Source organism: Dyella sp. RRB7, from assembly GCF_022761115.1.
GTDB lineage: Bacteria > Pseudomonadota > Gammaproteobacteria > Xanthomonadales > Rhodanobacteraceae > Dyella.
The window spans coordinates 78,094-91,216 of the sequence record NZ_JAKWJS010000004.1 but is presented as its reverse complement, the minus strand read 5'-3'; the positions used below and the strand labels follow the sequence as shown (position 1 = coordinate 91,216).

At 63.9% G+C, this 13,123-nt stretch carries 8 protein-coding genes; 1 reads left to right on the top strand and 7 read right to left on the bottom strand.

Annotation, left to right across the window (positions count from 1 at the left end; translation table 11 throughout):
• Positions 1 to 55 precede the first annotated feature (55 nt).
• Positions 56 to 1,186: a sterol desaturase family protein gene (locus tag MJ606_RS11460; RefSeq protein WP_243049650.1), complete on the top strand. Its 1,131-nt coding sequence runs from the start codon at positions 56 to 58 to the stop codon at positions 1,184 to 1,186.
• Positions 1,187 to 1,264: 78 nt separating this feature from the next.
• Here MJ606_RS11460 and MJ606_RS11455 read toward each other — a convergent pair whose 3' ends face one another.
• From MJ606_RS11455 to MJ606_RS11425, 7 genes are all read right to left on the bottom strand, one after another.
• On the bottom strand, positions 1,265 to 4,300 hold the full coding sequence (locus MJ606_RS11455; protein WP_243049649.1) for a TonB-dependent receptor: 3,036 nt from the start codon (positions 4,298 to 4,300) through the stop codon (positions 1,265 to 1,267).
• Positions 4,301 to 4,749: 449 nt separating this feature from the next.
• The gene (secF, locus tag MJ606_RS11450) at positions 4,750 to 5,706 is read right to left on the bottom strand and encodes a protein translocase subunit SecF (protein WP_243049648.1); all 957 of its coding nucleotides are present in this window, start codon (positions 5,704 to 5,706) and stop codon (positions 4,750 to 4,752) included.
• Between the two features lie 16 nt (positions 5,707 to 5,722).
• Positions 5,723 to 7,597, bottom strand: a complete 1,875-nt coding sequence (secD, locus tag MJ606_RS11445) for a protein translocase subunit SecD (RefSeq protein ID WP_243049647.1) — start codon at positions 7,595 to 7,597, stop codon at positions 5,723 to 5,725.
• Positions 7,598 to 7,692: 95 nt separating this feature from the next.
• Positions 7,693 to 8,034, bottom strand: a complete 342-nt coding sequence (yajC, locus tag MJ606_RS11440) for a preprotein translocase subunit YajC (RefSeq protein WP_243049646.1) — start codon at positions 8,032 to 8,034, stop codon at positions 7,693 to 7,695.
• A 299-nt stretch (positions 8,035 to 8,333) separates the two neighbouring features.
• Positions 8,334 to 9,461 carry a tRNA guanosine(34) transglycosylase Tgt gene (tgt, locus tag MJ606_RS11435; protein WP_243049645.1) on the bottom strand — a complete coding sequence of 376 codons (1,128 nt, stop codon included), beginning with the start codon at positions 9,459 to 9,461 and terminating at the stop codon, positions 8,334 to 8,336.
• 107 nt (positions 9,462 to 9,568) lie between these two features.
• On the bottom strand, positions 9,569 to 10,600 hold the full coding sequence (gene queA, locus MJ606_RS11430; protein ID WP_243049644.1) for a tRNA preQ1(34) S-adenosylmethionine ribosyltransferase-isomerase QueA: 1,032 nt from the start codon (positions 10,598 to 10,600) through the stop codon (positions 9,569 to 9,571).
• A gap of 66 nt (positions 10,601 to 10,666) precedes the next feature.
• Entirely contained in the window at positions 10,667 to 13,048 is a 2,382-nt protein-coding gene (locus MJ606_RS11425; protein WP_243049643.1) for a hypothetical protein, read from the bottom strand.
• Between the last annotated feature and the right edge of the window lie 75 nt (positions 13,049 to 13,123).

Here is a 13,123-nt window from a genome sequence, read left to right as displayed (position 1 = left end):
CGTCGCGCCAGACACCCCCGCCTGCAGGACCGTTCCGCTTCCCTGCAAGGTATCGATGATGTCCGAACTGTGGTCCCACCTGGTCAGCTGGTTTGCCGCGCATGGCGTGCTCCCCGTGCTGCAGTTCCTGCACCTGGAAGGCCTGGCTGGCGATCCCAGGGATATCTCCGCCTCGCTGCTGATCGCCACCTTCCAGTTGTGCGTCATCGGCCTCATCTTCCGCCCGCTGGAAAGCCTGGTGCCGGCGGAAAAGTGGGAAGACCGCAAGCTCACCAAGGTCGACTTCCAATACACGCTGATGATGCTGGTGGGTATCTTCCCCATCTTCAGCTTCCTCGTGCTTACCCCCGTCGCCAACTACTTCGGTGGTCCGGACACCGGTCCCAGCGATGCCAGCGCCTCGCCGCTGGCGATCACGCACTGGGTGCCCTGGCTCAAGCTACACCCGTGGCTGCTGTTTGGCTGCTACTACCTGGTCTACGACTTCGTTTACTACTGGATGCATCGCCTGCAGCACGCGTTGCCGTGGTGGTGGGCGCTGCACAGCATGCACCACAGCACGCGACAGATGAGCTGCTGGACCAACGACCGTGGCAGCCTGATCGATGGCTTCCTGCAGTCGATGATCCTGGCCGTGGTCGGCATCGTGATGGGCGTGGAACCCGAGCAGTTCGCATGGCTGGTGCTGGTGGGCGAGCTGGTGCAGAACTTCTCGCATGCGAACGTGCGCATCGACTTCGGTCCGGTGCTCGATCGCGTGTTCGTCGCGCCCAAGTTCCATCGCCTGCATCACATGCTGGTCGACCCCACCCGCCCCAACCTGCACAACTGCAACTTCGGCCAGGTCTTCTCGATCTGGGACGTGCTGTTCGGCACCTCGCTTTACGGCGAACCGCTGCGCCCCACCGGCGTGGGCGACCCGATGGTGGACGACGACAACAACCAGAACCTGATCGGACTGCACTGGAATGCATTCAAGCGTTTCTGGGGCGCCGTGCGCCGCCCGGCAGGATGGAAGTTCGGTGAAGTGGCGTTCGGCCCCAACTACGAGCCCATTCCGGTCGATCAGCTGGATCTGCATGCGCTGGGACATCATGTGATGCAGCCGGCACATCATCCGCAAGACGAATCCGCCGGGACGAATCCACCGGCAGTGGTTGCTGCCGAGACCGCCTCCACGGCCTGATCGCACGCCACACGAGGCAAACAAAAGGCCGCCGGGCAAACCCGGCGGCCTTTGCTTTGCACACGATCCATCCGGGACTTACAGATTGAAGTCGTATTCCACCTGGAACCGCGCATAACGCGGCGTATTGAAGTACTTCGGCAGCTTGTAGTTGGTGTAGGCCGTGCGACGACCGCTGTTGGAGATCGTCTCGTACGGCTCGTACAAGAAGGTCGGCGCGTCGTTGTTGAACAGGTTGATGACCGACAGCTGGAAGCTCAGGCCCTTGGCCCAGGACGGCTGGTACATCATGTTCGGACTGACGGTCCATACCCACGGCGTACGACCCGAGGTGCCTTCGGGACTCACCTTGCCATTGCAGACGTGGAACTGCGCGCCATAACCAAACTCGGTATCCAGCGTGCCGCCACCACCGCCATAGCAGCTCACCGGCGCACCGGATTGCGCCAGCAGGTTGAGGCCAGCCGACCATTCCTTGGTGAACTTGTACGCGCCATAGACCTTGATGCTGTGGCGACGATCATTCGGCAGGTAGCCGTTGGCGCCGACCATGATCTCCGGGAAGTCGAAGTCGGCGGTGGTGCCGGTGTCATCCTGGCCGTTCGACGACTTCACCAGGCCCTCGGTATTGCCGTAGCTCTTCGACCAGGTGTACGACGCGGTCACGTAGTACTTCTCGGTGGCCTTCTCCGCACTGAACGTGACGCCCTGGTACGAGCGCTTGGCGGCAGGCCCCAGCTGGTTGCCCGGAATGGTGATGTCGAAGGTCCTGGACGAACCATCCAGCGTGGTGGTCAGGCTGAGCGCGCTACCCGGGTTGTAGATCCAGCAGCCCACCATGCCTTCGGGCACGCTCCATTGGTCGCCGCCCCAGGCATCGGCGACGCCGTTCTTCTCGGCCAGCGCATAGAGCGGACGCGAATCGCAGGTGTCATCGATCGAGGTGCGCAGCTTGCGATAGGTCGCCTTGACGCCCACGGTCCAGTCGCTCAGGAAATCGACGTCGCTGTGCAACGTCTTCTGGAAGCCGAGGATGTACTCGTCCTGCACGTACGGCTTCAGATCCTTGCTGGCAACGGCCTTCGGATTCGGCGTGCTGCCGTCCTCGCCGTTGTACACGTAGTGACCCTCGCTACCCTTTTCGCCGACCAGCACCGGCGAACCGTCCGGGTTGATCGACGAGTACAGGCTGTCGTCCTCGGTATAGATCGACGCCGTGGCGGCGCGCAGCGCCACGTTGGCAGCCATCGGCAACGAATAGCGGCCCGCGGTGCCGAACACCTTCAGCGAGGAATCGCCATGGACGTCCCATGAGAAGCCCAGGCGCGGCTGCCAGATGTTGTCCTGCTTGACGAAGGTTTCGCCGCCGCCGTTCTTGTTGTTGAAGCTGTCGTTGCGGATGCCGCCGTACAGCAACAGCTTGTCGTTCACCTGCCAATTGTCTTCCAGGTAGTACGACTTCTGGCGAACGGTCACGCTACCGCCGGTACGGTAGTCGTAAATGATCACCAGACCGGGGGCCGTCGAGGTCGGCGCGGTGTAGTAGTAGTTGTAGGCGCCGCCGGAATAGGAGCTGCCCGCATCCGAAGACCAACGCTCGTCCGCGTAACCCAGGCCCAGCGAGTGGTCGCCAAGCTTCCAGTTCACGTCGAAGCGGCCGGCCTTGCGCTCGTCCTTGCCACCGTAGAGATCCACGCTGCTGGTGATGGCGCAGGTGGTCGGGCCCCACGGCGTGCCGTTGTAAGCCGTATAGGCGCAACCGGATGTCGGCGACAGGATGTTGCCGTCGTAACGCGTCGCCAGACCCGTCGGACTCACGGAGTAGGTGGAGTTATCGCTTTCCATCTTGCCGTATTGCGCCGAGATGGTCAGATCGTCGGTGAGGTAGCCGGTGTACTTGAGGATATTGGTCGGACCGCCGAACTTGGTGTGCAGGTCACCCTTGTAGCTGCCGCGTTCCACCTCGCCGTTCACATAGGCCGCGTTGTAGTAGTTGTACGTGGTCTTGTCCGGATTGCCGAACCCCGTGTATTCGAGGTGGTGGTCATCCGTAATGTTCCAGTCCAGCTTCACCACCCAGTACGGGCTCTTGGTGGTGTAGTTGTAGGCGGTGGCGGCACTGTAATTGTTGCTGTTGCTGGACGTGGAGGACGCGCCGTAGGTCGTGCCCGTGGCCTTCTCGAACTGGCCCAGGGCAAAGAGGAACAGCTTGTCCTTGATCAGCGGGCCACCCAGCCACGCCGTATAGGTATTGTCGTCCGCGCGGTTCTTGTCGTAGTCGCGGAAGGTCGTGCCGTTGGCACGCTTCACCGTGGGCTGCCGCTCGCGCGTCCAGTCGGGCGCCGAGGTCCAGCTGATGCCGCCCTTCCACTCGTTCGTACCGCGCTTGATGTTGGCGCTCATTACGCCGCCGGTCGAGAAACCGTACTGCGCGCCGTAACCGCCGGTCTGGACGTCCAACTGCTCGATGGCCTGGTAGGGCACCTGGCCGAACGACAGGTTGTTGTACAGGTTGGTGACGTTGAAGCCGTTGACGTAGTAGCTGTTCTCGGCCACGGAAGAACCGCCGAACGACGGCAGGTTGCCGAAGACCGAATTGCCCTGCACGGTGCCCGGCGTCAACACCGCCACCGCCACGATGTTGCGCGGCACCGGCAGCTGGTCCAGCTGGTCCGCCGTGAAGGTGGTGCGGCTTTCCACCGAGCTTACGTCAATCGCCGGTATGGCATTGGCCGTTACCGTCACGCTGCCCAGGTTGGAGGCATTGACCGTGGAGCCCTCGGCAAGGCTCACCTGCACCGTCTGGCCTGCGACCACGTTGGTGGTGGTCGAACTGAGCGTCTGGCCATCGCGCTGCAACTGCAACTCGTAATGACCGATCGGCAGGGAACCCACGCGGAACTTGCCGTCGGTGGGAACCGTCACGGTGCGCGTGACGCCCGAGTCGAGGTTCTTCACGACAAGGGTTTCGCCAGGAGCGTAGGCGGCAGTGCCGGTGATATCGCCAACCGTGCTCTGGGCAAGCAGCGTGCCGCTGGCCATGCACAGGCCGAGTGCGATCGCCAGACTGGTACGACGCAGCCCATGCGAACGCGTAGTGCTAAGGAACTTCATAGACAATTTCTCCCCGTAACGACCCAAAAAATTGGGCGCAAAAAACCACGCTCCGCCATCGTCGCGATGGCGGACTGGAAGTTGCTGTGTGTCTGTCGGACTCCCCCTCAGACCAATCACTAGCCCCACAACTGACGCAAGCTTTTGCGTCAAGGTCCCGGCGGGCTCGCACAAGGCTTGCATCCACAGGGACGTGGGTGAACTTATCGTTATTTCTTACGCACTGTCAACCCAAAAAGGGCGAAACCTTACGCCTTGCCGGCTGATATCGATATTTGCTTCGAAACCACTGGCATGGCTGCCCACGAGCTTGCGGTGGGCTCCCATGCCTCGGATAGAACACCCGTTGGCATGCAGGGAGGCTCCCGGCACCCCCTTCAAACAGGCAAAAGAAAAGGCCCGTGATGCGATCACGGGCCTCCGGGGAACAAACCTAAGATGCTGCTAGATCACGGCCGGCGAGCCAGCTCCGGGTTCTCGCGGGTCTTGGGCATCAGGTCCTGCTTGGACACGCCCAGCCACAACAGGATGGGGCTGGCCACGAAGATCGAGGACAGCGTGCCGACCAGGATGCCGATCAGCATGGTGATGGCGAAGCCATGCACCACCGGGCCGCCGATGAAGTACAGCGCGGCCATGGTGATGGCGGTGAACAGCGCGGTGATGATGGTTCGCGACAGCGTGTTGTTGATCGAGCGGTTGAGGATCTCCTCCGGCTCGGCCTTGCGGGCCAGGCGGAACAGCTCGCGCACGCGGTCGAACACCACCACCTTGTCGTTGATCGAATAGCCGATCACCGCCAGCACCGAGGCCAGCACGGTCAGGTCGAACTCACGCTGCACCAGCGCGAACACACCCACCGTGATCAGCGCATCGTGCAATTCGGTGACGATGGCCGCCACGGCAAAACGCCACTCGAAGCGGATGCCCAGGTACAGGCCGATGCCGAGCACCACGACCACCGCGGCGAGGATACCGTCGCTGCGAAGCTCGTCGCCCACCGTCGAGCTGACATAGTCGCGACTCTTGATGCTGACGTCGGCGCGGCCGGCCTTGAGCACGGCGGTGGTCACCTCGGCGACCTTGTCGAGGTTGATCTTGCCGGCCTCGTCCTTCATCGCCGCGGTAGGCTGGAAGCGCACCGACACTTCACGCGTGCCGCCCAGGCTGGCGACCAGCGAGTGCTCGATGCCGCCCTTGTCCAGCGCACCCTGCACTTCGGCGGTGGTCACCGGGTTCTGGTAGTCCACCACCAGCGACACGCCGCCGGTGAAGTCCAGGCCGTAGTTGAGGCCCTTCACGGCGATCAGCGCGATGGAGGCAAGCACCAGCAGGATGGCGATGCCCACGCTGAACTTCCTCATGCCGAGGAAGTTCACATTGGCGTTGTGGTTGAAGATTTCCATGGGTGTCTGTTCCTCTTCAGACCGACAGCGTCTTGAGCTTGCGGTGGCCGTGGATAAGCGCGGTGATCGCGTGCGTCACGGTGACCGAGGTGAACATCGAGGTCAGGATGCCGATCAGCAGCGTGACACCGAAGCCCTTGATCGGGCCCGAGCCCATCGTGGTCAGCGCCAGCGCGGCGATCAGGTGGGTGACGTTGGCATCGAGAATGGTGGCCCATGCCTTGTCGTAGCCGGCACGAATGGCCGCATGCGGCGTGGAGCCGTTGCGCAGCTCCTCGCGGATACGTTCGCAGATAAGCACGTTGGCATCGATCGCCATGCCCAGCGTCAACACGATACCGGCGATGCCCGGCATGGTCAGCGTGACGCCGATGGCCGACATCACCGCCACCAGGATCACCAGGTTGAAGAACAGCGCCACGTCGGCCACCAGGCCGAACAGCTTGTAGTAGAGGGCCGCCGCCAGCAGCACCAGCGCCAGGCCGATCATCACCGCGCGCATGCCCTTCTGGATGTTGTCCTGGCCGAGGCTGGGACCGATCACGCGCTCTTCGACGATATCCACCGGCGCCGCCAGCGAGCCGCCCCTCAGCAACAACGCCAGATCGGAGGCTTCCTTCGGGCTACTCATACCGGTGGTCTGGAACTGTTTGCCGAATACACCTTGAATTTGGGCGTAGCTGATCACCTCCTCGGTGATCTTGGGCGTACGCACTTCCTTGCCATCGACCGTCTTCGTATCGACCACTCGCTCGACATAGACCACGCCCATGTACTTGCCCACGTTGTTCGTGGTGAAATCAAGCATGCGCTTGGCGCCCGCCGAATTGAGCTCGATAGACACGGCAGGTCGGCCGGTTTGCTGGTCCGTCGTGCTATTGGCGTTGGTCAGCTGGTCACCGGTCACAATGATCTGCTTGCTGAGCAGGATCGGGCGATTTGTCCCGCGTTCGCGATAGAGTCGCGCATCCGGAGGAATGATCCCTGTGCGCTGTGCATCGGCGGCATCCTGCGGGGAGCCGTAACCAGCCCGATATTCGAGCGTGGCCGTAGCACCAATCAGCTTCTTGGCCTCCGCCGTATCCTGCACGCCGGCCAGCTCAACCACGATGCGGCTATCGCCCTGCTGCTGGATGATCGGCTCGGAAACGCCGAGCTGGTTGATACGGTTGCGCAGCGTGCCCAGGTTCTGGCGGATGGTGTTGAGCGACAGGTCGCGCAGCTTGTCCGGGCGCACCACAGCGTTGAGTACGAAGCGGTCGCCGGTGGCGCTGCCGTCCTGCGAGACAAGGTCGGGATACTCGGCCGCAATGGCATTGGCGGCAGCGGTCCGATCCTCGGCCGACTTCAACACGACCGAGATGCCTTGGCCACGCTGGGCGTTGCGCACTACCGACTCGTAGCGGATGTTCTTTTCCCGCAGCAGGCTGCGGATATCGTCCGCGTAGCGCGTTTCCTGCTTGTCGATCACGTCACTCTGATCGACCTGCATCAGGAAGTGCACGCCGCCCTGCAGGTCCAGGCCCAGCGGCATCGGCTTGGCGCCGATCGCGCTGAGCCAGCCCGGCACGGTGGACTTGAGGTTGAACGCGACCGTGTAGTCGTCGCCCACCGCCGCCTTGATGGCGTCGGCGGCGCTCTTCTGCACGTCGGCATTGGCGAAGCTGGCCAGCAGGTGATCGTTCTCGATCTCGATGCCGGTGTTGGCAATGTTCTGCTGCTTCAGCGCATCGACCACCTTCTGCTCCAGCGCGGGGTCGACCGTGCCGTTGCGGTTGGCCGTGATCTGCACGGCGGGCACCGGCAGGAACACGTTGGGCAACGCATACACAATGCCGAGCACCAGTACGATGGCGACCAGCGCATATTTCCAGCGAGGAAAATCACTCATGCCTTGAATCCGTCAAAAGCCGCGGTTCGAGGCCGACCGCGGCGATAGCAATGCGTCGTGGGTAACCGGAGCCCCTCCGCCCCGGCAAGCGTCCGTCAGGACGACTTCAGCGTGCCCTTCGGCAACACCTGCTGCACGGCGCCCTTCTGCAGCTTGATCTTCACGTTCGGCGCGATCTCGACCGTGATGAAGCTCTCACCCACTTCATCCACCTTGCCGGCGATGCCGCCGTTGGTGACCACCTCGTCGCCCTTGGACAGCGCCGCGACCATGTTGCGGTGCTCCTTCTGGCGCTTCATCTGCGGGCGGATCATCAGGAAATAGAACACCACGAACAGCAGGATCAACGGCAGGAACGTCATCAGCGGGTTCGGTGCCTGGGCGCCAGCGGCAGCCGGAGCTGCCTGGGCGATCACGAAGGACATCGGAAGATTCATCAGCTTGTCTCGTAAGTGGCGGTGCCAGCAGCAATTTCTGCCAACACCTGATAAAAGAACCGTGGATTATGCCACGCGCCCCCGGGCCCTGCATGCGCCACAAGGCCGCCCCGCCAGGAGTTCTGGCGGCGGGACACGCGGTTTGCAAGGGACTCGACCCGGCAACCGGGCGAAGGTTCCGAGGCTATGTACTCCTCCCCCTGCTTGCAGGGGGAGGCTGGGAGGGGGCCAAGCCGTCCGCCGGCGTGCCTTTCCCCTCCCCAACCCTCCCCTGCTTGCAGGGGAGGGAGAATGTAGGCTCAGGCCGCCACGCCGCCTTGCCGGCGTGCGTAGAACTCGGCCACGAAGTCATCCAGCCGCCCATCGGCAATCGCCGCGCGCAGGCCCGCCATCAGCCGCTGGTAATGCCGCAGGTTGTGCATGGTGGCGAGCTGGCTGCCCAATATCTCGTTGCAGCGATCCAGATGGCGCAGGTAGGCGCGGCTGAAGCCGTTGCTGCACGCATAGCAATCGCAACCTTCCTCGATCACCCGGGTATCGAGCGCGAACTTGGCGTTGCGGATGCGCAACGTACCCTCGTCGGTGAACAGGAACCCATTGCGCGCATTGCGGGTCGGCATCACGCAATCGAACATGTCGATGCCGCGACGCACCGCTTCCACGATGTCCTCCGGCCGACCCACGCCCATCAGGTAGCGGGGCTTGTCCGGCGGCAACAGCGGCACGGTGAAGTCGAGCGTGTGGTTGCGCTCCGCCTCCGGCTCGCCCACGGCGAGGCCGCCCACGGCATAGCCGTCAAAGCCGATGTTGACCAGGCCTTCGGCCGAGCGGCGGCGCAGGTTCTCGTACACGCTGCCCTGGACGATGCCGAACAGCGCGTTGGGGTTCTTCAGGTCATCGAATGCCCGGCGCGAACGCTCCGCCCAGCGCAGGCTCAGCTCCATCGAGGAGGACGCCACCTTTTCCGTGGCCGGATACGGCGTGCACTCGTCGAAGATCATCGCGATATCCGAATCGAGCACTTTCTGGATGCGCATCGATTCTTCCGGCGACAGGAACACCTTCGAGCCGTCCACCGGCGAGGCGAACGCCACCCCCTCCTCGGTGATCTTGCGCTTGTGCGCCAGCGAGAACACCTGGAAGCCGCCCGAGTCGGTGAGGATCGGCTTGTCCCAGCCGATGAACTTGTGCAGGCCACCGAACTGCTCCACCACCTCAAGGCCCGGCCGCAGGAACAGGTGGAAGGTGTTGCCCAGGATGATCTCGGCACCAACCTCGCGGATATCCCGTGGCGTCATCGCCTTCACCGAGCCATAGGTGCCCACCGGCATGAACGCCGGCGTTTCCACCGTGCCGCGGTCAAACGTAAGGCGGCCGCGACGGGCCGCGCCGTCGGTGGCCTGGAGTTCGAAAGTCATGGAAGTCATTCGGGGGATTATCGCGTGTCCGGGAGATTCGTGCTTTGGGGGGATCTGGTTCGACGGTTTTTTTGCTCGTCATCCCTGCGGAAGCAGGGATGACGAGCAAAGGTGCCCTAGCCGCCCCGCGGCAAAATCAACATCGCATCGCCATAGGAGAAGAACCGATACCTCCGCTCCACCGCATGCCGATACGACTCAAGCATGAAATCCCGCCCCGCCAACGCCGACACCAGCATCAGCAACGTCGATTGCGGCAAATGGAAGTTGGTCAGCAAACCGTCGATGCTGGTGAACTTGTAGCCCGGAAAAATGAAGATCTGCGTTTCACCGGCAAACGGTTGCAACTCGCCATCGCGGCTCGCGCTCTCCAGCGCGCGCACTACTGTCGTGCCCACCGCAAAAACCCGACCACCGGCCGCGCGCGTGCGGCGGATCTGCTCCACCAGGCTCGCGCCGACGTTGAGCCATTCGCGGTGCATCTGGTGATCCTTGATGTCGTCCGCGCGCACCGGCTGGAAGGTGCCGGCGCCCACGTGCAAGGTCACGTAACCGAACTGGATGCCGCGTTCGCGCAGCAGCGCAAGCATGCCTTCGTCGAAATGCAGCCCGGCGGTGGGCGCGGCCACCGCGCCGGGCTCGCGCGCATAGACGGTCTGGTAGCGCTCCAGGTCGCTGGCATCGGCGTGGCGCGCGATATACGGCGGCAGCGGCATTTCGCCGAGCTTGAGCAGCAATCGCTCCAATGGCTCGGGCGATTCGAAGCGCAGGCGGAAAAACTGGCCGTCGCGCCCCAGCACGATGGCGTAACTGCCATCGGCCAGTTCGATGCGGCCGCCTTCTTTCGGCTTCTTGCTCACCCCCAGCTGCACGGTGGCTTCATGTGCACCGGTGACACGCTCGATCAAAATCTCCACCGCGCCGCCGCTGTCCTTGCGGCCATGCAGGCGCGCCGGCAACACGCGGGTGTCGTTGAATACCAGCAGGTCGCCTTCACGCAGGAACTCGGGAAGGTCGCGGAACAGGCGATCCTGGCGCGACTGCGCCTCGACATCGAGGACCAGCAGGCGGCTGGCCGATCGTTCGGCCAGCGGTGCCTGGGCGATCAGCTCGGGCGGGAGTTCGAAATCGAAATCGGTCTTCTTCACGGCGGGGCTTGGACGTCGAATGGGGCATTATCGCGCAAAACCCCGATTCGACGGTCGGCCGGGCGGTCAGGCCGCCGTCTTGCGCCGCTTCCTCAGCACGAGCCAGCCCGCCAGCGCCCCCAGCAGCACGACGAAGGCGCCCAGCTCGTAAGGCATATGGCGCCGCACCGCATGCCTCACGGCAGCCACCTGCTGCGACCGCTTCAACGCGCGTGCGCGGTCGAAATCGGGTTCCTCGCAGTTACGGCCAAAGTCGTCCGCCCACTCGACGTAAGGCCCTTGCTTCACGTAGCGCTGGTAGAGCGCCGTGGCGCGCCGCATGCGCTCGGAAGGTTCGGTGGGCACCGGCTCGCCATAGCCTTGATAGTGGTCGTGGTAATCCGGCGGCCCTTCGAGCATCCAGCCGGTGGCCTGGCACAATACGGCGGCGAAAGCCTGCGAGCGCGGCGGCAGCAGGTCGGCCGCCGCGCTGGCTTCATCGGCCGCGACGTAGCGGTAGTGGAAACGCAGCGCCGGCTTGGCCACGCTTGCCGCGTAGCGCTGGCGTTCGCCGTCGGTGACAAAGGCCTGCTTGAGCGAATCGGGCTCTTGCCCGCTGCCACCCTGGTAGCTGCCGCCGTTGTCGTTGTAATCCGGGCCCTGCTCGTAGCCCAGGATTTCCATCCCGTCCTCACGCGCGATCTTGGCCGCGGCATAGAGCGCCTGCGCCTTGCCGATGGCCGTCCACGCATGCCCGCTGTCGTGGATGGCGGCGGCATAGGCGCGTGCCTTGGCGCGCAGGTTCGATGCCTGCGGCTTGCCGCTGTCGTCGTAACTGGCAAAGCGGGTATCGCCATCGACCGGGAAATACGCCTGTGCCTCGTCATACCGGCCGGCACGCATCAGGCGCCGGGCCAGCAACCAGCGCAGGTTGTCGCCCAGCGGGCGCAGGTCGCGGTAGTAGGTATCCGCATCCTTGCCTTTCGCTGGCACCGGCGTGGCCGGCACGCGCGCATCGACAAAGGACTTCAATTCGTCCACGGTCAGTACGCGCTCAGCAATGTAGGCCGCGTCGTTGCCGTAGCCGGCACCGGCGATTTCCTGACCCTCGTCGTAGACGTTGCCATCGCCGCCCACGCCGAGTGCGGCATCGTAGAGGTGCCCCATGGCCTCGACATAGTCGCCGCGTGCCAGCGCGAGTACGCCATGCTCGCCGGTAAGCAGCTCGATATTCCCGGGTTCGAGTGCGGGCTGTGCATCGCCTGTCCTGGGGAAGGCCTTGGCGGCCTCGGCATAGGCCGCGCTGGCCGCCGCGAGGTCGCCCTTCTGCAACGCCAGCTTGGCGCGCACCCAGGCCGCCAGCGGCCCGGATGACTTCTCTGCCAACCGCGCCGCCAGCTCGTAGCGCCCCGCCCCATAGGCCAGCGACGCAAGACGATCGGCTCCGGCCACCTTGTCCAGGCCACGCTGCTCGATGGCCTGCACCAGTTCGAGCAACGGGGGATCAGCTTTGATGGCGGTGTCGCCGGGCTGCTCGATGCGACGGTCGGCCAAATACCCAAACGCGTAGGCCACCAGCATGCGCTGCGCCACCGGATGGTCGACCAGCTCGACCATCTGTTGCTGGTTGCGCATGACCTGGCGTGCGATCGCCACCAGCGATTGCACGCCGCTGTCCGAGCCATGCCCCGCTTGCGCCGCGTATAGCATGATGGCGCGCCTGAGATCATCGATGGCGATGCCATCGCCGCAGTGGTTCGCGTCGTCGTACAGGTCACTCCATCTGCATGGCGTGCCGTGGCTGTAGAGGTAAAGCCGTGCCTCGTCGCCAAAGCTGGCAATGGCCAGCCCCTGCGTATCGGAAGCCCCATCCACGGCGCGTGTGCGCGCCAGCTGGAACGCCTTGGCGGCCGCTGCACGTTCGCGCTGGAAAGCGGCGGCATCATTCACTGCCGTAGCGTAAAAAAGGGCGGCATTGGCATGGATGCGACCGAGCATGTACGCCGCCCACACCGAGCGCAGCTTCGCCTGCTCCGGCGGCAAGGCGAGCACCTGCTCAAAGCTGGCCGTAGCGCCATCGTTGTCGCCTCGCGCAAAAGCGACTGCGCCGGCGGTATAGGCGCGCAGGTCGGCGGGGAGATCCTTGCCCTGATCGAAAGCCATCGCGCCGTCGGCCGCCTGCTTCAACGCGGCGACACGGTCGGCCTGCGCGGGCGTGAGTCCCAGCGCCTTGGCCTGGGCCGCCTGGTCGGTGCCTTCGGCGGAGACGCTCGTCACTTCCGGCGCGAGCTTGTCGGTCGGCTCCAGCAGGTGCATGGCTTCGAAGGCGAAGCTGTTCTGCGGTGTCGCCTTGAGCGTAGCTGCACGCTGATCGAGCAGCTGATTGGGAAACATCGGGCCACAGGCCCAGGCAACGGCACCGGCCAGGCCGAGGACCACCGCAGCGACTATCCATGGGCGCTTCATCATGGTTTTACCTTTCGAAGGGCGCTCCACGCCCTGATGGGACAAGTATGACGGATGGGATGTAAAGCGATGGCTGCG

Excerpts from the sequence above, each read along its gene's own strand:
- yajC (WP_243049646.1), bottom strand. The coding sequence starts at position 8,034 with ATGAATCTTCCGATGTCCTTCGTGATCGCCCAGGCAGCTCCGGCTGCC.
- MJ606_RS11425 (WP_243049643.1), bottom strand. The coding sequence starts at position 13,048 with ATGATGAAGCGCCCATGGATAGTCGCTGCGGTGGTCCTCGGCCTGGCC.
- MJ606_RS11460 (WP_243049650.1), top strand. The coding sequence starts at position 56 with ATGATGTCCGAACTGTGGTCCCACCTGGTCAGCTGGTTTGCCGCGCAT.
- tgt (WP_243049645.1), bottom strand. The coding sequence starts at position 9,461 with ATGACTTCCATGACTTTCGAACTCCAGGCCACCGACGGCGCGGCCCGT.
- secF (WP_243049648.1), bottom strand. The coding sequence starts at position 5,706 with ATGGAAATCTTCAACCACAACGCCAATGTGAACTTCCTCGGCATGAGG.
- MJ606_RS11455 (WP_243049649.1), bottom strand. The coding sequence starts at position 4,300 with ATGAAGTTCCTTAGCACTACGCGTTCGCATGGGCTGCGTCGTACCAGT.
- secD (WP_243049647.1), bottom strand. The coding sequence starts at position 7,597 with ATGAGTGATTTTCCTCGCTGGAAATATGCGCTGGTCGCCATCGTACTG.